The sequence below is a fragment of the Nitrospirillum amazonense genome (genome assembly GCF_007828045.1).
GTDB lineage: Bacteria > Pseudomonadota > Alphaproteobacteria > Azospirillales > Azospirillaceae > Nitrospirillum > Nitrospirillum amazonense_C.
Window position 1 is genome coordinate 329,519 of sequence record NZ_VITN01000005.1, and the last position, 20,951, is coordinate 350,469.

At 68.8% G+C, this 20,951-nt stretch carries 17 protein-coding genes; 8 read left to right on the forward strand and 9 right to left on the reverse strand.

What is annotated here, in order from left to right; translation table 11 throughout:
• Positions 1 to 106: 106 nt before the first annotated feature.
• Entirely contained in the window at positions 107 to 3,592 is a 3,486-nt protein-coding gene (locus FBZ89_RS11225; RefSeq protein ID WP_145750056.1) for an indolepyruvate ferredoxin oxidoreductase family protein, read from the reverse strand.
• Between the two features lie 418 nt (positions 3,593 to 4,010).
• Here FBZ89_RS11225 and FBZ89_RS11230 point away from each other — a divergent pair, with 418 nt between their 5' ends.
• Positions 4,011 to 4,487 carry an RNA pyrophosphohydrolase gene (locus tag FBZ89_RS11230; RefSeq protein ID WP_145750057.1) on the forward strand — a complete coding sequence of 159 codons (477 nt, stop codon included), beginning with the start codon at positions 4,011 to 4,013 and terminating at the stop codon, positions 4,485 to 4,487.
• A gap of 72 nt (positions 4,488 to 4,559) precedes the next feature.
• Here FBZ89_RS11230 and FBZ89_RS11235 read toward each other — a convergent pair whose 3' ends face one another.
• The 6 genes from FBZ89_RS11235 to FBZ89_RS11260 all read right to left on the reverse strand — a co-directional run bounded on the left by FBZ89_RS11235 (position 4,560) and on the right by FBZ89_RS11260 (position 10,887).
• A complete protein-coding gene (locus FBZ89_RS11235; RefSeq protein ID WP_246172135.1) occupies positions 4,560 to 5,420 on the reverse strand; it encodes an acyl-ACP desaturase in 861 nt (286 codons plus the stop codon).
• A 411-nt stretch (positions 5,421 to 5,831) separates the two neighbouring features.
• Positions 5,832 to 6,257: an ATP synthase F1 subunit epsilon gene (gene atpC, locus FBZ89_RS11240; RefSeq protein WP_145750058.1), complete on the reverse strand. Its 426-nt coding sequence runs from the start codon at positions 6,255 to 6,257 to the stop codon at positions 5,832 to 5,834.
• 78 nt (positions 6,258 to 6,335) lie between these two features.
• Positions 6,336 to 7,775, reverse strand: coding sequence for a F0F1 ATP synthase subunit beta (gene atpD / locus FBZ89_RS11245; protein ID WP_145750059.1), 1,440 nt, complete (start codon positions 7,773 to 7,775; stop codon positions 6,336 to 6,338).
• Positions 7,776 to 7,819: 44 nt separating this feature from the next.
• A complete protein-coding gene (locus tag FBZ89_RS11250) occupies positions 7,820 to 8,710 on the reverse strand; it encodes a F0F1 ATP synthase subunit gamma (protein ID WP_004271497.1) in 891 nt (296 codons plus the stop codon).
• Between the two features lie 87 nt (positions 8,711 to 8,797).
• Positions 8,798 to 10,327 (reverse strand): F0F1 ATP synthase subunit alpha, encoded by a 1,530-nt coding sequence (gene atpA, locus FBZ89_RS11255; protein WP_145750060.1) that lies wholly within the window; start codon positions 10,325 to 10,327, stop codon positions 8,798 to 8,800.
• Complete coding sequence (locus FBZ89_RS11260) at positions 10,327 to 10,887, reverse strand: F0F1 ATP synthase subunit delta (protein WP_145611249.1); 561 nt, start codon at positions 10,885 to 10,887, stop codon at positions 10,327 to 10,329. Before FBZ89_RS11260 ends, atpA begins: the two co-directional genes overlap by 1 nt.
• Before the next feature lie 301 nt (positions 10,888 to 11,188).
• On the opposite strand from FBZ89_RS11260, the gene FBZ89_RS11265 reads away from it, so the two are divergent.
• Entirely contained in the window at positions 11,189 to 11,524 is a 336-nt protein-coding gene (locus FBZ89_RS11265; protein ID WP_088872042.1) for a hypothetical protein, read from the forward strand.
• Between the two features lie 248 nt (positions 11,525 to 11,772).
• Here the strand turns inward: FBZ89_RS11265 and FBZ89_RS11270 are convergent, their stop codons facing one another.
• Positions 11,773 to 12,759, reverse strand: a complete 987-nt coding sequence (locus FBZ89_RS11270) for a diacylglycerol/lipid kinase family protein (protein WP_145750061.1) — start codon at positions 12,757 to 12,759, stop codon at positions 11,773 to 11,775.
• A 137-nt stretch (positions 12,760 to 12,896) separates the two neighbouring features.
• Here FBZ89_RS11270 and FBZ89_RS11275 point away from each other — a divergent pair, with 137 nt between their 5' ends.
• From FBZ89_RS11275 to FBZ89_RS11300, 6 genes are all read left to right on the forward strand, one after another.
• Positions 12,897 to 13,730, forward strand: coding sequence for a UDP-2,3-diacylglucosamine diphosphatase (locus FBZ89_RS11275; RefSeq protein WP_244909269.1), 834 nt, complete (start codon positions 12,897 to 12,899; stop codon positions 13,728 to 13,730).
• On the forward strand, positions 13,727 to 14,791 hold the full coding sequence (locus FBZ89_RS11280; protein ID WP_145750062.1) for a glycosyltransferase family 4 protein: 1,065 nt from the start codon (positions 13,727 to 13,729) through the stop codon (positions 14,789 to 14,791). Before FBZ89_RS11275 ends, FBZ89_RS11280 begins: the two co-directional genes overlap by 4 nt.
• Positions 14,792 to 14,907: 116 nt before the next feature.
• Positions 14,908 to 16,200: a 3-deoxy-D-manno-octulosonic acid transferase gene (locus FBZ89_RS11285; RefSeq protein ID WP_145750063.1), complete on the forward strand. Its 1,293-nt coding sequence runs from the start codon at positions 14,908 to 14,910 to the stop codon at positions 16,198 to 16,200.
• A complete protein-coding gene (lpxK, locus tag FBZ89_RS11290) occupies positions 16,197 to 17,177 on the forward strand; it encodes a tetraacyldisaccharide 4'-kinase (protein ID WP_145750064.1) in 981 nt (326 codons plus the stop codon). Before FBZ89_RS11285 ends, lpxK begins: the two co-directional genes overlap by 4 nt.
• 80 nt (positions 17,178 to 17,257) lie before the next feature.
• Positions 17,258 to 18,175, forward strand: coding sequence for a lysophospholipid acyltransferase family protein (locus tag FBZ89_RS11295; RefSeq protein ID WP_145750065.1), 918 nt, complete (start codon positions 17,258 to 17,260; stop codon positions 18,173 to 18,175).
• A gap of 209 nt (positions 18,176 to 18,384) precedes the next feature.
• Positions 18,385 to 19,281: a lysophospholipid acyltransferase family protein gene (locus FBZ89_RS11300; RefSeq protein WP_186457302.1), complete on the forward strand. Its 897-nt coding sequence runs from the start codon at positions 18,385 to 18,387 to the stop codon at positions 19,279 to 19,281.
• 17 nt (positions 19,282 to 19,298) lie between these two features.
• On the opposite strand, the gene xseA is transcribed toward FBZ89_RS11300, so the two are convergent.
• The gene (gene xseA / locus FBZ89_RS11305; protein ID WP_145750067.1) at positions 19,299 to 20,930 is read right to left on the reverse strand and encodes an exodeoxyribonuclease VII large subunit; all 1,632 of its coding nucleotides are present in this window, start codon (positions 20,928 to 20,930) and stop codon (positions 19,299 to 19,301) included.
• Positions 20,931 to 20,951 lie beyond the last annotated feature (21 nt).

The following is a 20,951-nucleotide window of genomic DNA, read 5'->3' on the forward strand; positions in this document are numbered from 1 at the left end:
GTCCTCCCCTTCCGGTCCACTTCGTTCCCCGGAAAGGTCCGGCGGACGCGCTGGCGTCCTACAGCGGCATGAGGCTCAAGCCTCTTTTGCCGCTGCCGCTTGATCCTTACTCCGCCGCCAGCGGCGTGGATTGGCCTGGCGTGCCGGTGCGCCAATCGCGCAGCAGCGCCTCTTCCTTGGCCTTCACCTCGGCGTAGGCCTTCTCCTTGACGTGGCCGTAGCCGCGGATCTTCTGCGGCAGCTCCGCGATCTCCACCGCCAGCGCATGGTTGTCCTCGGACAGGCCGGCCAGCAGTTCCGCCACCGTGGCGCGGAAGTCCACGATCAGCTGGCGTTCCATGCGGCGCTCGGCCGTGCGGCCGAAGACGTCCAGGGCGGTGCCGCGCAGACCCTTCAGGCGGGCCAGCAGGCGGAAGGCCGTCAGCATCCAGGGACCGAAGGCGCGCTTGCGCATCTCGCCGGTGGCCGGGTCGGCGTGGGACGCGGTGGGCGGGGCCAGGTGGAAGACCAGCTTGTAATCGCCCTGGAACTGCTGGCGCACCTGGTCGAGGAAGCCGGTCTGGGTGTAGAGGCGCGCCACCTCGTACTCATCCTTGTAGGCCATCAGCTTGAACAGCGTGCGGGCCACGGCCTCGGTCAGCTGGTCCGCACCCGGCACCTTGGCCGTCTCCACCGACCGCACCTGGGCCACCAGCTGGCCGTAGGCGTCGGCGTACGCCGCGTCCTGATAATCGGTCAGGAAGGCGGCGCGGCGCGCGATGACCTCATCCAGCGTCTGCGACAGGCGACGGTGGGGCTGGTCGGCGGCGGGACCCTTGGGCGTGGAGATCTTTTCCACCGCCGCCTGGTCCAGGGCGGCGCGGCGGCCCCAGCGGAAGGCGTCGGTGTTCATCTTCACCGCCGCCCCGTTCATCTCGATGGCCTTTTCCAAGGCCTCGCCGCTGACCGGCACCAGGCCCTTCTGATAGGCGTAGCCCAGCATGAACAGGTTGGTGGCGATGCTGTCGCCCAGCAGGCCGGTGGCGATGCGGGTGGCGTCCACGGCGTTGACGGCATCGGCGCCGCAGGCCTTGGCCACGGTCGCCACCATGGACCCGCCATTCATCTGGAAGTCGGGGTTGGTGACGAAGGCGGCGGTGATGGCCTCATGGGTGTTCAGGATGGCGTGGGTGCGGCCCTTGGCCATCTTGGTCAGGGCGTCGGCGTTGGCCGCAACCACGATGTCGCAGCCCAGCACCACGTCGGCGCCGCCGGCGGCGATGCGGGTGGCGTGGATGTCCTCCGGCCGCTCGGCGATGCGCAGGTGGCTGGTGACCGCCCCGCCCTTCTGCGCCAGGCCGGCCATGTCCAGGACGGTGCACCCCCGGCTTTCCAGGTGGGCGGCCATGGCGACGATGGCGCCGATGGTGACCACGCCGGTGCCGCCCACGCCCGTCACCAGGATGTTCCACGGGCGGTCCAGGGTACGGCGCACCGGCTCCGGCAGGGTCTCGAACGCGTCGGCCTTGCCCCCAACCGGCTTGGGCTTGCGCAAAGACCCGCCCTCCACCGTCACGAAGCTGGGGCAGAAGCCCTTGAGGCAGGAGAAATCCTTGTTGCAGCTGGACTGGTCGATCTGGCGCTTGCGGCCGAACTCCGTCTCCACCGGCACCACGGACAGGCAGGAGGACTTGGCCGAGCAATCGCCGCAGCCCTCGCACACCAGCTCGTTCACCACCACCCGGCGGGCCGGGTCGGGGAAGGTGCCGCGCTTGCGGCGGCGGCGCTTCTCGGCGGCGCAGGTCTGTTCATAGATCAGGACGCTGACGCCCTTGATCTCGCGCATCTCGCGCTGCACCCGGTCCAGGTCGTCGCGGTGCTCGATGGTGGTGAAGGGCGGCAGGCCCTGGCCCTGGCCGTACTTCTCCGGATCGTCGCTGACCACGACGATGCGTTCCACCCCTTCGGCTTCCAGCTGGCGGGCGATCTGGTGCACCGACAGGCTGCCGTCCACCTTCTGGCCGCCGGTCATGGCGACGGCGTCGTTGTAGAGGATCTTGTAGGTGATGTTGACCTTGGCGGCGACGGAGGCGCGCACCGCCAGGATGCCGGAGTGGAAGTAGGTGCCATCGCCCAAATTGGCGAAGACATGCTCCTCCCCCGCGAAGGGCGCCTGGCCGATCCAGTGCACGCCCTCGCCGCCCATCTGGCTGAACACGTCGGTGTTGCGGCCCATCCACGTCACCATGTAGTGGCAGCCGATGCCGGCCAGGCCGCGACTGCCCTCGGGCAGATGGGTGGAGGTGTTGTGCGGGCAGCCGGAGCAGTAGAAGGGTGCCCGGACCACGGTGCTGGCCGAGGCGGAGGGGCGCAGCTGCGCCTCCAGGGCCCGCACCCGCTCCGCCACCCGATCGACCATCAGGCCCAGCTTGGCCATGCGGCCGGCGAGCGCCAGGGCGATGGTGGTGGGCGACAGCTCCGCCTTTTCCGACAGCAGGGGGCGGCCATCCTCATCCGTCTTGCCCAGGATGCGGGGGCGACGATCCCAGTTGTACAGCTGTTCCTTCAGCTGCGCCTCGATCAGGGCGCGCTTTTCCTCCACCACCAGCAGCTCTTCGGCGCTCTCGGCGAAGTCGCGCATGCCGTGGGGTTCCAGCGGCCAGGTCATGGCCACCTTGAAGATGGCAATGCCCAGATCGGCCGCCATCTCGGCATTGATGCCCAGCTCATCCAGGGCCTGGCGCACGTCCAGATAGGACTTGCCAACGGTGACGATGCCCAGGCGGGGCTTGGCGGCGCCCAGGATGACCTTGTCCAGGCGGTTGGACCGGGCGAAGGCGCGCGCCGCGTCCAGCTTCCACTGGATCATGCGGTCTTCCTGGATCAGCGGCGTGTCGTGCAGGCGGATGTTCAGGCGGCCCGGCGGCATCTCGAAATCGGCGGGCAGCACCACGCCGCTGGTGATGTCGGGCACGCGCACGATGGCGGAGGTGTCGATGGTGTCGGCCAGGGCGGTGAAGCCGACCCAGCAGCCGGAATAGCGCGACATCTCCCAGCCGATCAGGCCGTAGTCCAGGAACTCCTGCACGCCGGCCGGGCTCATCACCGGCATGAAGGCGTGGATGAAGGCGTGGTCCGACTGATGCGGCAGGGTGGAGGATTTGGAGGCGTGGTCATCGCCGGCGATGGCCAACACGCCGCCGTGGCGGCTGGTGCCGGCGAAGTTGGCGTGCTTCAGCGCGTCCAGCGAGCGATCGACGCCGGGGCCCTTGCCGTACCAGATGCCGAACACGCCATCGACCTTGGCGCCCTTGAACAGGTTGACCTGCTGGCTGCCCCAGACGGCGGTGGCGCCCAGTTCCTCGTTCACGCCAGGCTGGAAATGGATGTCGTGGCGGGCCAGGTGCTTGCGCGCCTGCCACAGCGCCTGGTCATAGGCGCCCAGGGGGGAGCCGCGATAGCCAGAGATGAAGCCGGCGGTGTTCAGGCCCGCCGCGCGGTCGCGGTCGCGCATCAGCATGGGCAGGCGCACCAACGCCTGGGTTCCGGTCATATAGACCCGGCCGTCCCGCAGGACGTACTTGTCATCGAGGGTAACGGCGGCCAGCGTCATAACGCATCTCCCACTCGGGTGAAACTCGAGCCCCTGCCTAGCCTTGAGGGCCATCGCCCGATGCGGTCGGGTCGCGGCCTTCCCAAGGAACGGGGCCTCGCGGCCTGGGGGTCCGCAAGGTCCGGCGCCGATGTTCCCTCGGCTTACCTTGGTATCTAAGCAAGGATGCGTCCGGCCGAAAATAGGTCATATATGCTGACATATTTCCTGTCGGAAGCACCGCAGCAATCGGGCCAACTCGTTCCCGCTGGCCGCCGTTTGGGTTCGTTCCTTACGCACCCCCTTACCGGAGCGGGGTCACCGACGACCTGGCGCATCGCCGCCACGTTTTTCCAGCCCGCGACTCGGGCACCACGCTGGCTTGACCGGTGCCCGCCCGGTAGTCTGCCGCCAGTTTCCCTTCTGAAGAGCCCGCCCCATGACGAAGCCGGTCGATCCCAGCACCCTGCCCTACCGCCCCTGTGTCGGCATCTGCCTGCTGAACGCCCAGGGTCTCGTGTTCGTCGGCCAGAGGCGCGACACCCCTGGCGCCTGGCAGATGCCCCAGGGCGGCATCGACAAGGGCGAGACGGCGGCCGAAGCCGGCCTGCGCGAGTTGATGGAGGAGATCGGCACCGACCAGGCCACGATCCTGGAGGAAACGGCCGAGTGGCTGCGCTACGACCTGCCGCCGGAGTTGGTGGGCGTGGCGTGGAAGGGCAAGTACCGCGGCCAGAAGCAAAAGTGGCTGGCCTGCCGTTATACCGGCCAGGACGGCGACATCAACCTGGACACCGAGCACCCGGAGTTCGACGCCTGGCAATGGGTGCCGCTGGAGCGGACGGTGGACCTGATCGTCCCCTTCAAGCGCGCGATCTACACCCAGGTGGTGGCCGCCTTCCGGCATCTGGTTTGAGGTTGTAAAAGCGGAAACGCCGCCCGGGTTGCCCTGGGCGGCGTCTTCCTTTTCCAGCGCAAGGAAGCGTCTTCAGGCAGCCAGGGGCGGCACGCCAGCCTTCTTCATCATACGCTTGTAGGCGTAGCGCGAGGCGACGTCATGCAGCCAGCCCTGGGGCTTCAGGCCGCTGGCCTTGAACACCATGGCGACCATGCGGTCCAGATGGTGGGGGCGGTAATAGCTGTAGGCCCGGCGCACGTAGTTGGCGAAGGCCGTCTCGCGGTGATAGGGCGCGCCCTCATCATTGTTGGCGGCGTGATAGGCGAAGGACAGCTCATCATCCTCCGTCTCGTTGATGCGCGAGAGGGAGATGCGCAGGCGGCCGAACTTGCCCAGGCGTTCCTGGGTCAGGTAATCGCCCAGGTAATCGTAGAACAGCTTGTAGTGCCGGAATTCGTCGGCCGCGATGTGGCGGCAGATCTGCTTCAGCACCGGCTCATCCGTCGCCTCGGCCAGGGCGGTGTAATAGCTGCTAGTGCCGGTCTCGACGATGCAGCGCGCCACCAGTTCACCGGCGCGGGAACCGCGCACCGACTGGCTGACGTCGATGTCGATCTTGTAGCCCTCGCGGAAGCGCTTCACCGCCGCCTGGAAGTTCCAGCTGGGGTCCACGCGCTCGGCCCAGGCGCCCAAGGCCTCGCCATGCTGCACTTCCTCAACCGCCCACTGGCGGGCCGTCCGGCAGAACTCCGCGTTGTCGGCGAAGACATTGCACAGGTAGTCGGCGTAGCTGTCGCCGTTGTACTCCACCAGAGCGGCGGCCTTGATGAGCTTCAGGATGTCGGGGTTGACCTTGGACCGGTCCAGCGTGTCCCAGGGCAGGCCGGCAACCGTCCAATGACCGTTGCGGGAGTCCGTAGCCTGAGATTCCGTGCCGTTGACGTCTGCCATGCGCGTTCCGTTCTTCGTGCCCCAGGGCCGGCGCCTTCGCTTCCGGGTGCCGGCATCCGATGACCATTATACGGGCCCGATGCTGCCGCCGTGCCCCCACTGCGACGATCGAACCCCACTCCATTCGAAAAGGTCCGCCTGGAAACAAGAAAGCCGGCGGGCTTTTCGTGATGCCCCACCGGCCGGTATGCCACAAATTCGTAACACCCGCCAAGCTCGGCAAGGCGCCAAGCTAGCACGATGCCGCCGATCGGCAAAATGCCCACCCGTCAAGGGTGGGAACTATTGTGCTAAATCAAGGGACTGGGCTTACGTCCTAGGCGGTTTACCTAAGGGCGAAGGGGGCTAGGCACGATGTCCTAGCCCCCTTCGGGCCCTTGCGATTCGCTCTCAACTACCAGAGACCAACCCTTAGTGGGCGGCCGGGCCGGTGCCGAGGGCTTCCAGCTTGGCCTGGGCGACCAGCAGCTTGGCCTCCGCGGCGCGCTTGTCGACGTCGTTGGCGACGTCGGCCACGTCCTCGGCCAGATCCTTCACCTGCTGCTCCACGGCCGCACGGTCCAGGGCCGCGACCTCGATCACCTCCTCCGCCAGCACGGTACAGCGGATCTCGGTCACCTCGGCGAAGCCGCCGGCGACGAAGATGCGGTTGCTGATGGTGGTGATGCCATCGAGGTAGATGTCGATGACGCCCGGCTTCAGCGTGGTGATCAGCGGCGCGTGGCCCGGCAGGGCACCCAGGTAGCCTTCAGTGCCCGGGACGACCACCATGTCGACCGGCTGGGAAACCAGCAGCTTTTCCGGCGACACCAGCTCGAATTCAACCTTATCGGCCATGATGGGGCTTCCGTTCAGCGTCTTACGATAAGGGACGGAAAGGGGATCACCCCTTCCGTCCCGGTACTACTCAGGCGATCAGGCGGCCTCGGCGGCCATCTTGCGGGCCTTCTCGACGGCTTCCTCGATGGTGCCGACCATGTAGAAGGCCGCTTCCGGCAGGTGATCGTACTGGCCGGCCACGATGCCCTTGAACGCGCGGATGGTGTCTTCCAGGCTGACCAGCACGCCGGGCGTGCCGGTGAACACTTCGGCCACATGGAAGGGCTGGGACAGGAAGCGCTGGATCTTACGGGCGCGGGCGACCGTCAGCTTGTCCTCTTCCGACAGTTCGTCCATGCCCAGGATGGCGATGATGTCCTGCAGCGACTTGTAGGTCTGCAGCACCTTCTGCACCGAGCGAGCCGTCTGGTAGTGCTCCTCACCCACGACGCGCGGGTCCAGCGCGCGGGAGGTGCTGTCCAGCGGGTCCACGGCCGGGAAGATAGCCTGCTCGGCGATGGCGCGGCTCAGCACCGTCGTGGCGTCCAGGTGGGCGAACGAGGTGGCGGGGGCCGGGTCGGTCAGGTCGTCGGCGGGCACGTACACGGCCTGCACCGAGGTGATCGAGCCCTTCTTGGTGGAGGTGATGCGTTCTTGCAGGGCGCCCATGTCGGTGGCCAGCGTGGGCTGGTAACCCACCGCCGACGGGATGCGGCCCAGCAGCGCCGACACCTCGGCACCCGCCTGGGTGAAGCGGAAGATGTTGTCGATGAACAGCAGCACGTCCTGGCCTTCCTCGTCGCGGAAGTATTCCGCGATGGTCAGGCCGGACAGGGCGACGCGGGCGCGGGCCCCCGGCGGCTCGTTCATCTGGCCGTACACCAGGGCGACCTTGGAGCCCGGGCCGTCGAGCTTGATGACGCCCGACTCGATCATCTCGTGGTACAGGTCGTTACCCTCGCGGGTACGCTCGCCCACGCCGGCGAAGACCGACACACCACCGTGCGCCTTGGCGACGTTGTTGATCAGTTCCATGATGGTGACGGTCTTGCCCACGCCGGCGCCGCCGAACAGGCCGATCTTGCCACCCTTCAGGTACGGGGCCAGCAGGTCGATGACCTTAATGCCCGTGACCAGGATCTGCGCGTCGGTCGCCTGCTCGGCGAACTCGGGCGCGGACCGGTGGATGGGGTAGGTCTTTTCGGAGGCGACGGCACCGCGCTCGTCGATCGGCTCGCCGATGACGTTCAGGATGCGGCCCAGGGTGGCCGGGCCCACGGGCATGTTGATGGGGCTGCCGGTGTCGCTGACGGCGACGCCACGCACCAGGCCGTCCGTGCTGTCCATGGCGATGCAGCGCACGGTGTTCTCGCCCAGATGCTGGGCGACTTCGAGCACAAGGGTCTTGCCCTCGTTCTGCGTGTGCAGGGCGTTCAGAATGGCGGGCAGTTCGGCATCGAACTGCACGTCCACCACGGCGCCCAGCACCTGCGTGATACGGCCGACGGCGTTGGTCGCCTGGTTAGTCGTAGCCATGGGGTAAGCTCCCTCGGACCCTTGCGAATGTTGTCGTGGCGCCGTCAGACCGCTTCAGCACCGGAGATGATCTCGATCAGCTCCTTGGTGATGAAGGCCTGGCGCGTGCGGTTGTAGTTAAGCGTCAGCTTCTTGATCGTATCGCCGGCGTTGCGCGTGGCGTTGTCCATGGCGGTCATCTGCGCGCCGAAGAACGAGGCCGAGCTTTCCAGCAGGGCGGTGTACACCTGGATGGAAAGGTTGCGCGGCAGCAGGTCGTTGAGGATGTCCTCCTCCGACGGCTCGAACTCGTAGATGGCCTTCGGCTCGGTGGAGGCCGGGGCCTCTTCCGTCGTGGCCGCCACGGCGAACGGGACGATCTGCTGAACGGTGACGATCTGCGTCATCGCCGACTTGAACTTGTTGAAGATGATGGAGGCGACGTCGAATTCACCGGCGTCGAACAGCTCCAGCACCTTGTCCGCGACCTGGGCCGCGTCGGCGAAGCCCAGGCGCTTGCCGCCCAGGTTCTCGTAGCTGTGGACGATCATCGAGCCGAACTCGCGACGCAGCAGGTCGCGGCCCTTGCGGCCCACGGTCAGCAGCTTCACGGTCTTGCCCTCGCCCGTCAGGCGGGCGACCTGGCGCTTGGCCTCGCGGACGATGGTGGCGTTGAAGCCGCCGCACAGGCCGCGGTCGCCGGTCAGGACGATCAGCAGATGCGTCTTGTCGGAACCGGTACCCGCCATCAGCTTCGGGCCCTGCGCGCCCGCCGGCACGTTGGCGGCGAGGGAGGAGAGCATGCGGCCCATGCGCTCGGCATAGGGACGCCCGGCTTCGGCCTGTTCCTGGGCGCGGCGCAGCTTGCTGGCCGCCACCATCTTCAGGGCCGAGGTGATCTTCTGCGTCGACTTGACGCTGTCGATCCGGATCTTGAGGTCCTTAAGGCTGGGCATGCCGTGCCTTCACTTCCTTGACAAGGTCCCTTGTGGGGAGAACTGGACTGGAGGGCGGCCCCGAAGAGCCGCCCGCCGCTACGGAGATCAGGCGAAGACCTTGGAGAAGTTCTCCAGGAAGGCCTTCAGCTTTTCCTCTGTGTCCTTGCTGATCTGCTTGTCGGTGCGGATCGCGGTCAGGATGTCCTGGCCCTTGCTGCGGATCTCGTCCAGGAAGCGCGCCTCGAAGCGGTTCACGTCCTCGACCTTCACCTTGTCCAGGAAGCCCTTCACGCCGGCGAAGATGGAAACCACCTGCTCTTCCACCGGCAGCGGGCTGTACTGCGGCTGCTTCAGCAGCTCGGTCAGGCGGGCGCCACGGTTCAGCAGGCGCTGGGTGGCGGCGTCCAGGTCCGAAGCGAACTGGGCGAAGGCGGCCATTTCGCGGTACTGGGCCAGTTCCAGCTTAATGGTGCCGGCGACCTGCTTCATCGCCTTGATCTGGGCGGCGGAGCCGACGCGGCTGACCGACAGGCCGACGTTAATGGCCGGGCGGATACCGCGGTAGAACAGGCCGGTTTCCAGGAAGATCTGGCCGTCGGTGATGGAGATGACGTTCGTCGGGATGTAGGCCGACACGTCACCCGCCTGGGTCTCGATGATGGGCAGGGCCGTCAGCGAGCCGGCGCCGTAGCCGTCGGCCATCTTGCAGGCGCGTTCCAGCAGGCGGCTGTGCAGGTAGAACACGTCGCCGGGATAGGCTTCGCGGCCCGGCGGACGGCGCAGCAGCAGGGACATCTGACGGTAGGCGACGGCCTGCTTGGACAAGTCGTCGTACACGATCAGGGCGTGCATGCCGTTGTCGCGGAAGAACTCGCCCATGGCGCAGCCGGTGTAGGGCGCCAGGTACTGCAGCGGCGCCGGCTCGGACGCGGTGGCGGCGACGACGATGGAGTATTCCATCGCGCCGGCTTCCTCCAGCGTCTTCACGATCTGGGCGACCGTGGAGCGCTTCTGGCCGATGGCCACGTAGATGCAGTAGAGCTTCTTGGACTCGTCGCCGCCGGCGTTGATGCCCTTCTGGTTGATGAAGGCATCGATGGCGACGGCGGTCTTGCCGGTCTGACGGTCGCCGATGATCAGCTCACGCTGGCCACGGCCGACGGGTACCAGGGCGTCCACGGCCTTCAGGCCGGTCTGCATGGGCTCGTGCACCGACTTGCGCGGGATGATGCCGGGGGCCTTCACCTCGACGCGCTTGCGCACGACGTCGACCAGCGGGCCCTTGCCGTCGATGGGGTTGCCCAGGCCGTCCACGACGCGGCCCAGCAGGCCACGGCCCACCGGAACCTCGACGATGGCGCCCGTGCGCTTCACCGTGTCGCCTTCCTTGATGGCGCGGTCGTCGCCGAAGATCACGGCGCCGACGTTGTCGGCTTCCAGGTTCAGGGCCAAGCCCTGAATCCCGCCCGGGAACTCGACCATCTCACCGGCCTGGACCTTGTCCAGGCCATGGATGCGGGCAACACCGTCGCCGACCGAGAGCACCTGGCCCACTTCAGCAACATCGGCCTCGGTGCCGAAATTCGCGATCTGCTGTTTCAGGATCGCGGAAATCTCTGCGGCGCGGATTTCCATCAGCCCACCCCTTTCATGGCGATTTTCAGCTTGGTCAGTTTGGTGCGCACGGAACTGTCGATCATGCGCGATCCGACCTTAACGATCATGCCGCCCAGCAGCGTCGGATCGACGCTGGCGGCGACGGAGACTTTGGAGCCCAGGGCCTTCTTGAGCGCGTCGGTCACGGCCGACAGCTGCTCCTCCGTCAGCGGACGGGCCGAGATGACGGTGGCCGTCTCTTCGCCGCGGCGCTGGGCCAGCTCGGCGAGGAAGGCGGCGATCATGCCGTCGAGGGCGAAAAGCCGGCGGTTCTGGGCGACCAGACCAATAAACTTGCGCACAAGCTCGGACGTGCCCGCCTGTGACAGCACCGCCTCCATGGCGCGGGCCTGCTCGGCACGCGACAGGACAGGGCTGCGCACAACGCGACGCAGGTCTGCGCTTTCGGCGAGAACCTGCTTGAGCGACGTCAGGTCCTGCGCGGTTTGGTCCAGCGCCTTCTGCTCGTCGGCAAGGTCGAACAGCGCCGCCGCGTAGCGGGCCGCCAGTCCGGATACGACTGTCCCTTGGGATGCCACCTGGAAACCTCGGTTAATCCGCAGACCTGAAGGATTTCAGGGCCTTAGCAATGTGGGCCCGAACCGGGTGAAAACCACCCCGGCGTCGGGCGTCGTGCACTTAACACAGGATGTCGCAGGGCGCAACTCCATCACTCCATCCAAAGCATACTATCCCACGGGTGAGCAGCCCGCTTTAAGGCGCCATTAACAGTTGGGGCCGCATAGTCCCCTCAACGCGCCAAAGCCACCCGGCGCACTGACGAAAAGTCCGGAACCTTCCGGGCGCCTCCGATCCAGGGTGGCAGAGTGCTGGTGAGTCATGACTGTCGTCCCCTTCTCCTCTGCCCGCTTTACCCCCTTCGATCTGACCGAGTGGAACAGCGTCGCCCAGCCCAAGCTGGAGCGGGGCCTGTGGGAAACGGTCAGCCGCCACACCGCGCCCGACCATGATCAGCTGATCGTGCGCTTCCCCAACCTGGACCGCCCGGTCTTCCGCTTCGAGCGTGACCGCCGCGGCACCTATCGCCTGTACTTCAACGATCGCCGCGGCTGGTACTGCATCGGCACCGGCGAGAGCGCCGAGGAATGCCTGTCCGTGTGGCGGGGCCGCGTGCCGCGCGCCACGGCCGAGGCCGGCGCGCAGGCGGGCCGTTGAACGTCCGCCGCTATACTAAAGAACGAGGGGGCCATGGGCCCCGTCGGAGCCTGAGTTGCCTGGTGAGAACCCGATTTTCGGTGGCCTGACGTTTATAAAGTCTTGGAGTCGTGTACCAGTCGAGTGGCCTAGCGTTGCCTGGAACCAGAGTTGCCTGAACACCGGCTTCAGTAGCGTTGCCTCATGTGACGACAGGGGGCAGACCAGCGCCCCCTTCAGGGCAGACGGGACACTTATCTCAGTTGTGATTAGGGGCGGAGCGGCGGCGCCAGCACACGGAAAGGCGCCGCCGTTTCCATATCCACCGGCAGCCGGGCGATCGTGTCGCCATCCCCCTGCACCGGATCGCCAACCGGCCCCTCGATCCGCACCCGCACCGCCGGCATCACCCGGTATCCCAATCCCCCCTTCGCTTCCGTCCAGCGGGCCAGCCGGCCCGTCACCAGCGCCGCGCCATAACCCAGCGCCGCCAGCCGTCCGCCCGCCTCGAACAGGCAGACGTGGAAGCCGCCTTCGTCCAGCCGGGCGTCGGGCGCGCAGACGAAGCGGCCGCCATAGAAATGGCCCTTGGCCACGATGCAGGACGCCGCCTCGTGCTCGCGGATATGGCCGGCCGCGTCCGTCGTGATCACGCGATAGCGCGGACTGGGCCAGCGCGCGATCTGCGCCAGGCTTTCCAGCACATAGGCGCCCTTGCCGATCCGGCGCTTCACCCCGGGATCCACCCCCTCCACCACATGGGCGTCCAGGCCCACGCCGGCCATCATGGTGAAGAGGCGGCCGTTGGCGCGCCCAGCATGGATGGTGCGCGGCACCGCGCCCGCCAGGGTGCGCGCCAGCTCTGCCACGCCGGACGGCAGGTCCAGTTCCGCCGCCAGCACGTTGGCCGTGCCCAGGGGGATCAGGCCCAAGGCCGGCGGCGACCGGGTCGGCGCCGCCAAGAGGCCGTTCACCACCTCGTTGATGGTGCCGTCGCCGCCGGAGGCCACGACGGCGTCGGGGACGCGCCCGTCCGTCAGCGCGCCGGAGGCGGCCAGGCCCGCCAGGCGCTCGGCGTCGCGCGGGCCGGTGGTTTCCACCACCGCCACGTCGATCCCGCCCTGGCGCAGGGCATCGACCACACGCCCCATCAGGCCCCGCCGGCGGCGGCCCGCCACAGGATTGTGAATGATCAATAGTCGGCGCGCGGGTACGGACACAGGTTCCGTGACAGCCAAGTGAAGGGCGGAAGACATATTTATGAATGCCCCGTGAATATATGGTGAAGTCCTTGAACTTGCCTTCATCAGCATTTGTCTTGCCCTACATGCTGCGGTATAGCCCTGTCAACATTACTATTGATTGTCTGCGTGGGTCATCTCGGGGGCGTAGCATGGAGACGGACATGGAGACGGAACACGAGGCCCCACGGCGGTACCGCAGCATATGGCTCTCGGATCTGCATCTGGGAACCCGCGGTTGCCAGGCCGACATGCTGCTGGATTTCCTGAAGCACACCGAGTCGGAATACCTGTACCTGGTCGGCGACATCGTCGACGGGTGGCGCCTGAAGAAGGGCTGGTACTGGCCGCAGGCCCATAACGACGTGGTGCAAAAGGTGCTGCGCCGGGTGCGCAAGGGCACCAAGGTCTTCCTGATCCCCGGCAACCATGACGAAGTCTTCCGCGACTTCATCGGCCTGCAGTTCGGCGGCGTCACCATTCTCGAGGATGCGGTCCACACCACCGCCGACGGCCGCCGCTTCCTGGTGCTGCACGGCGACCTGTTCGACGCGGTGGTGAAGTACGCCAAGTGGCTGGCCTATGTCGGGGACAGCGCCTACACGGTGCTGCTGACCCTGAACACCTGGCTGAACGCCGCCCGCCGCCGCTTCGGCTTCCAGTACTGGTCGCTCTCCGCCTACCTGAAGAATCGCACCAAGAAGGCGGTGGAGTTCATCGGCAATTATGAGCAGGCGCTGGCGGATGAGGCCAAGCGCCGGCAGGTCGACGGCATCATTTGTGGCCACATCCACCACGCCGAGATGCGTGACATGGGTGGTGTCCTCTACTGCAACGACGGGGACTGGGTGGAATCGTGTACCGCATTGGTCGAGCACGCCGACGGCACGCTGGAGATCCTTCATTGGGCGGACGAGGTGCGCAAGCGCGCGGCGGCCCGCCAGCCTGGGCAGCCGGGCGGGACGACGCAGAAGGCTGCAGCGTGAAAATCCTGATCGTCACGGACGCCTGGCATCCCCAGGTGAACGGCGTGGTCCGCACCCTGACCACGACGCGCGATGAATTGCGCCAGCTGGGCCATGAGGTCGAGGTCATCGCCCCGGACCGCTTCCGCACCGTGCCCATGCCGACATACCCGGAAATCCGGCTGGCGCTGAAACCCGGCGCCCGGCTGCGCCGCATGATCGACGAGATCGCGCCCGACGCCATCCACATCGCGACGGAAGGGCCCCTGGGCCTGGCCGCGCGGCGCTATTGCCTGCGCCGGCGCATCCCCTTCACCACCGCCTATCACACGCGCTTCCCGGAATATGTCCGCGACCGCTTCCCCATCCCGCTGCGCCTCAGCTACGCCCTGGTGCGCCGCTTTCACGCGCCGGCCTCCGCTGTCATGGTGGCGACGCCATCCATCGAGAACGACCTGGTGGACCGCGGCTTCCGCAACATCAAACGCTGGTCGCGCGGCGTCGACACCGACCTGTTCCACCCGCGCGAGAAGGACTTCCTGCCCTTCCCCCGGCCCATCTTCATGTATGTGGGTCGGGTGGCGGTGGAGAAGAACATCGAGGCCTTCCTGTCGCTGGACCTGCCGGGCACCAAGGTGGTGGTGGGCGGCGGCCCGCAGTTGGACGAGCTGAAGGCCAAGTACCCGGCCACCCAGTTCGTCGGACCCAAGCATGGGGAAGAGCTGGCCGAGCACTACGCCGCCGGCGACGTCTTCGTCTTCCCCTCGCGCACCGACACCTTCGGCCTGGTGCTGCTGGAGGCCCTGGCTTCCGGCGTGCCGGTGGCGGCGTACCCTGTGCCGGGTCCGCTGGACGTGCTGGCGGGGTCGGACGTGGCCGTGCTGGACGAGGATTTGCGCAAGGCCGCCCTGGCCGCCCTGGAGATCCCGGGCGACAAGTGCCGCCGCCACGCCCTGACCTTCTCCTGGTCCGCGTCCGCCGCGCAGTTCCTGAACAACCTGCGCCCCTTCCGCGGCCACCCGGCGCTGGACCCGGCCCCCGTGTTGGACCCGCAAGCCGACGAGACCAAGAAGGCCAGTTGATCCCGGCCGCACAATTGACCTGCATTCGTTGAAGCGGGCGCGGGGCCGGTGCTAGGGTGGCGGCGACCGCGGCGGGCCCGTCCCGCCGCCCTATCCGTTTCCCTGACACGACCGGTATGCTGGAAGCGCTTTATCGCGGGCTGACCGCCCTGGCCGGCCCCGCCGTCCGCCGCCTGCTGGACCGGCGGCTGGCCGCCGGCAAGGAAGACCCCCACCGTCTGCCCGAGCGCCTGGGCCATGCCGGCCTGCCCCGGCCCCCCGGCCGGCTGATCTGGCTGCACGCCGCCAGCGTGGGCGAATCCATGGCCGTGCTGCCGCTGATCGACCGGCTGCTGACCCTGTCGCCCCGGCCGACCGTCCTGGTCACCACCGGCACCGTCACCTCCGCTGCGCTCATGGTCAAGCGCTTGCCGCCGGGTGCCATCCACCAGTTCGTGCCCGTGGACCTGCCGGCGGCCGTGGCCCGTTTCATGGACCATTGGCGGCCCGACGCGGCGCTGTGGATCGAATCGGAATTCTGGCCCAACCTGCTGCGCGCCCTGCGCAAGGCCCAGGTGCCCGCCGCCCTGGTGAACGCGCGCCTGTCGGCCGGCAGCCACCGCAACTGGCGCCGCGCGCCGCGTACCGCCCATCGCCTGCTGTCCACCTTCCGCCTGGCGCTGGCGCAGACGGCGACGGAGGCCGGGCGCCTGCGCGATCTGGGCCTGGCCGACGTGCGCTGCGTCGGCAACCTGAAATACTCCACCAGTCCCTTGCCGGCGGAGCCCCAGGCCCTGGCCGCCCTCCAGGCCGCCGTGGCCGACCGCCCCGCCTGGGTCCTCGCCAGCACCCATCCGGGCGAGGACGACTTGGCCGTCCAGGTGCATCGGCGCCTGGCCCCCCGCATCGCCGGCCTGCTGACCCTGGTGGTGCCCCGTCACCCCGCACGGGGGCCGGAGATCGCCGCCGCCTTCCAGGCCCAAGGCCTGACTGCCAGCCGCCGCGCCACCGGCGCCCTGCCGGATGCCACCGACGCCCTGCACGTGGCCGACACGCTGGGGGAGCTGGGGCTGTTTTTCCGCCTGGCGCCGGTGGCCGCCATCGGCGGATCCTTCGTGCCGGTGGGCGGGCACAACCCCATAGAACCGGCACAGCTGGGGGCCGCCATCGTCTACGGCCCGCACATGCATAATTTCGCGGAGATAGCCGCGACCCTGGAGGCGGCCGGCGGCGCCCGCCGCGTGCCGGATGTCGACGGCCTGACAGAGGCGGTGCACGCCCTGCTGACCGACCCGGACGCGCGCGAAGCCCAGGCGGCGGCGGCCAAAGCCGTGGCCGACGACAACCGCGACGCCGTGGACCGCGTGATGGCGGCCCTGGCGCCCCTGCTGGCCGAAGGGGGCCTGCACCTGATCGGGGATGCACGGTGAAGGCCCCCGGCTTCTGGTATCGCCCGGCCGGGCCGCTGGCGGCGCTGCTGAGTCCCTTGGGCTGTCTCTATGCCCTGGGTTCCCGCCGGCGCCAGGCCAAGGCCACGCCGCAGGAGACCGGCATTCCCGTCATCTGCATCGGCAACCTCGTGGCGGGCGGCGCCGGCAAGACGCCGCTGTCGCAGGCGGTGATGCGGCACCTGCGCGCCCGGGGCGTCCAAGCCCACTACCTGTCGCGCGGTTATGGCGGCCGGCTGAAGGGCCCCCTGCGGGTCGATCCGGCCCGGCATGGTGCCGCCGACGTGGGGGATGAGCCGCTGCTGCTGTCGCGCACCGCCCCGGCCTGGATATCGGCGGACCGCCTGGCCGGCGCCCGGGCCGCGCGTCATGGCGGCGCCCAGGCCGTGGTGATGGACGACGGATTCCAGAACCCGGCCCTGGCCAAGAACCTGTCGCTGCTGGTGGTGGACGGCGGCGCGGGCTTCGGCAACGGCCACGTCATCCCGGCCGGCCCCCTGCGCGAGGCGCTGGGTGATGGCCTGGCACGGGCGGACACCGTGGTAATCGTGGGTGCCGACCGTACGGGTGCCAGGGCGAGCGTGGCCGCGCTTGCCCCCGCCCTGCCCATCCTGACCGCGCGACTGGTGCCGGACGCAGCCGTGGCCGCCGGGCTGGCCGACCGCCCGGTCCTGGCCTTCGCCGGCATCGGCCGCCCGGACAAGTTCTTCGACACCTGCCGTGAGCTGGGCCTGACAGTGGCGGAGGCGGTGCCCTTCCCCGACCATCACCCCTATGCCGAGGCTGAAGTCACCCGCCTGCTGGAGCGCGCCGCCGCCCTGGGCGCCGTGCCGCTGACGACCGAGAAGGACTGGGTGCGACTACCCGCCGCGCACCAAACCGCCATAAAAGCCCTGCCCGTGGTGCTGGCCTTCGACGATCCCGGTGCCCTGGAGCGTGTTCTGGGAACGGTGTCCTAGAGACCCGGATTTCCAGGGACGGGCGCGCACCTTGGCGCCCGCTGATCCGCGTATGAGCTTGTCTTGCACCGGTGCGCGCCATGGCTAAGCACAGCCCCCGGCGCCGCGCCTTCGACCGCCTCCTGGGCCACCGGCTGGAGGCGGTCGCCGCCTACCTGGCCTACGGCCTCCTGGGCTTGCTGCCGCTGGACACGGCCTCCGCCATGGGCGCCTGGGCGGGACGCGTCTTAGGGCCGCGTCTTCGCACCCACGCCAAGGTGCTGCGCCGCCTGCGGCAGGCCATGCCGGAACTGCCGGAAGAGCGGCGCCGGATCATCGCATGCCAATCTTGGGAGAACCTGGGCCGCACCCTGGCGGAATACCCCCACATCAAGACCATCGCCCGCGATTGGGACCGCCGGGTGGAAATGGTGGGGGCGGAGCATTTGCGGGCCCTGCGCGACGATGGCCGGCCCGGCATCTGCGTCACCGCGCATCTGGCCAACTGGGAACTGGCGGGGTTGGCCTGCCAAAAACTGGGTCTGCCCCTGACCATCGTCTACCGCGCGCCCAACAACCGCTGGGTCGACCACCTGCTGGCGCGGGCGCGGCGCCCGCTACACGCCCTGCTGGTGCCCAAGGGTCGCGACGCCGCCCGGGGCATGGTGGCCGCCCTCCGCGGCGGCGGCCATATCGGCGTGCTGCCCGACCAGAAACTGAACGAGGGCATCCCCGTGCCCTTCTTCGGCCGCGACGCCATGACCGGCACCTTCACCGCCGACCTGGCCCTGCGCTACGACGCCCCCATCGTGCCCATCCGGGTCACACGGCTGGCTGCGGACCGGGGAGGGGAGCGGCGTTTCCGCGTCGAGGCCATGGCGCCCCTGGCCCTCAAGAGCAGCGGCGACCGCGCCGCCGATACCCGCGCCGGCATGGGGGCCGTGAACGCCGTGCTGGAGGGGTGGGTGCGGGCCCATCCCGGCCAATGGATGTGGAGCCACAACCGCTGGCCCGACTAGAGCCGAGCGCCGGCTGGACCGAACCGCCCCGCCGCGCTTGACCCGTGACAAAAAGCACCCGATAGCTTTAGCCGCCGCCGGTGTTGGGACCCGGCGGCCCCCGCTGTTGTCCGCCTTGGATGTCGTCTTTCTGGGTTCGGATAGGGTGCTATCCCCAACCCTTCCAGGACGGCCGGCCCATCGCCATGGGGTCCGGCACGGGAGTTTCCATGGCCGAGCACGGTACCCAGCCCTCCTCCCTGCGCTACGCCATCGAGGCGGCGGGCATCCGCGCCCTGTTCCGCCTGCTGGGCCTTCTGCCGGCCGACGTGGCATCGGACTTCGGCGGCTGGATCGGGCGCACCCTGGGGCCGCGCATCGGCGGCAACGCCAAAGTGCTGCATAACCTGGAACGCGCCATGCCACACCTGGATGCGGCGGAACGCCGGCGCGTGGCCCGCGAGTCCTGGGACAACCTGTGCCGCACCCTGGCAGAATATCCCCACCTGAAGACCATCTCACGCGAGTGGGAGCAGCGGGTCGAGCTGATGGGGGCGGAGCATGTCCGGGGCCTGGTGACCGATGGCAAGCCGGGCGTCATTCTGACCGGCCATTTCGGCAATTGGGAACTGGTGGCCATGACCGTATTCAAATGCGGCACCACCATGACCGCCATCTACCGCGCGCCCAACAACCCATCGGTCGACAAGCTGCTGGCCGAGGCGCGGGGCGAACTGGGCACCACCCTGGTGCCCAAAGGCCGCGCCTCGGCCAAGGGTATCCTGGCGGCCATGCGGGCGGGCGGCATCCTGGGCATCCTGGCCGACCAGAAGCTGAACGAGGGCATCGCCGTGCCCTTCCTGGGCCATGATGCCATGACCGGCACCATCGCCGGCGACGTGGTGGTGCGCCACGGCGCCGTCGTCGTGCCCATGCGGGTGACGCGCAAGCCCAAGGGCGCCCGTTTCCGCATCGAGGTCTTTCCGCCCATGGACCTGCCCGCGCCCACGGGCGACCGCCCGACCGACATCCGCGCCATCACCGTGGCGGTGAACCAGCTGCTGGAGCGGTGGGTGCTGGAAAACCCCGGCCAATGGCTGTGGACCCACCGGAGGTGGCCCAAATAGGGGGCCCCACCCCCTGCTTAGAACAAGCTGCCCTGCCCGCCCGGTCGCGCGGCCGCGCGCGGCTTGGGCGTCGGGGCCGACTCGCGGGGCGGGGCGGGCGCCGGCGCCCCTTCCCCGTCCAGGGTGGCGCCCACGGCGCCATCGATGAACTCCACCCGCACGCGGCCGCCGGCGGGGGCATCCGCCGCCTTGGTCACGGGGTGGCCGTCGGCGGTGGTGACCAGGGCGAAGCCACGGGCCAGCACACCGCGGTAGGACAGCGTTTCCAGCAGCTTGGCCTGGCCTTCCAGGCGGCGGGCGCCATCGGCCACGGCGCGGCCGAAGCTGGCGTCCAGGCGGCGGCTGAGATCGGCCAGGCGCACGCCGCCCTCCTCCGCCCGGCGCACCAGCGGCTGGGGCGTCAGGCGCTGGGCCAGGGTCTGGGCGCGGGTGGCGCGGTCGGCCAGCAGACGGGTCAGGCCGCCCGACAGGCCACGGCCGGCGATGTCCAGGCGGGCGTAGGCCAGCCCCAGCACCTGGGCGGGATGGCGCAGGCCGGCACCCAGCTTGGCCACCTCGGTCCGGTGGCGGCGGATCAGGCCGGTCATGGACAGGGCCAGGCGCTCCCCCCGGTCGTCCAGGCGCTGGGCGCAGCCCTCCAGCAGGGCGCGGGGATCGCCCAGGCCGCGCGCCAGTCCTTCCACGCGGTTGCGGCGCTCGGCCAGCAGGCGGTTGGCGGTCCCCTCCAGCCGGCGGCCGCATTCCATGACCTGGGCCATCAGCTCGGCCCGCACCGGCACCGCCATCTCGGCGGCGGCCGTGGGCGTGGGCGCCCGGCGGTCGGAGGCGAAATCGATCAGCGTCGTATCGGTCTCATGCCCCACGGCGGAGATCAGCGGAATCTGGCTGGCCGCCGCCGCCCGCACCACGATCTCCTCATTGAAGGGCATGAGGTCTTCCAGGCTGCCGCCGCCGCGCGCCACGATCAGCAGGTCGGGCCGGGGCACGGGGCCGCCGGGGGCGATGGCGTTGAAGCCCTGGATGGCGCGGGCCACCTGGGCCGCCGCCTGCTCGCCCTGCACCGCCACCGGCCACAGCAGCACGTGGCGGGGGAAGCGGTCGGCCAGGCGGTGCAGGATGTCGCGGATGACGGCGCCGGTGGGGGAGGTCACCACGCCGATGACCCTGGGCAGGAAGGGCAGCGGCCGCTTGCGCTGGGCATCGAACAGGCCCTCCGCCGCCAGCCGGCGCTTGCGCTCCTCCAGCATCTTGAGCAGCGCGCCCTCGCCCGCCAACTCCATGGTCTCGATGATCAGCTGGTATTGCGAGCGGCCGGGATATGTCGTCAGCCGGCCGGTGCACACCACCTCCATCCCATCTTCCGGCTTCACGGCCAGGCGCATGACCGTGCCCTTCCAGCACACGGCCTCGATCACCGCCTGGTCGTCCTTCAGTCGCAGATAGAGGTGGCCGGAGGAGACGCGCTTGGGCTGGCTGACCTCGCCCCGCACGCGGACATAGCCAAACGTCTCCTCCACCGTGCGCTTCAGGGCGCGCGACAGGTCGGAAACGCTGAGCTCGGGCAGGTTGCCGCCGGCGACGGGCGTGGCGCCGGCATAGCCGAGATCGGCGGACGAGGGCGGGGGTGAGTCGGGGAAGTCTTGAGTCATGGCGCGGGCATGATACAAGCA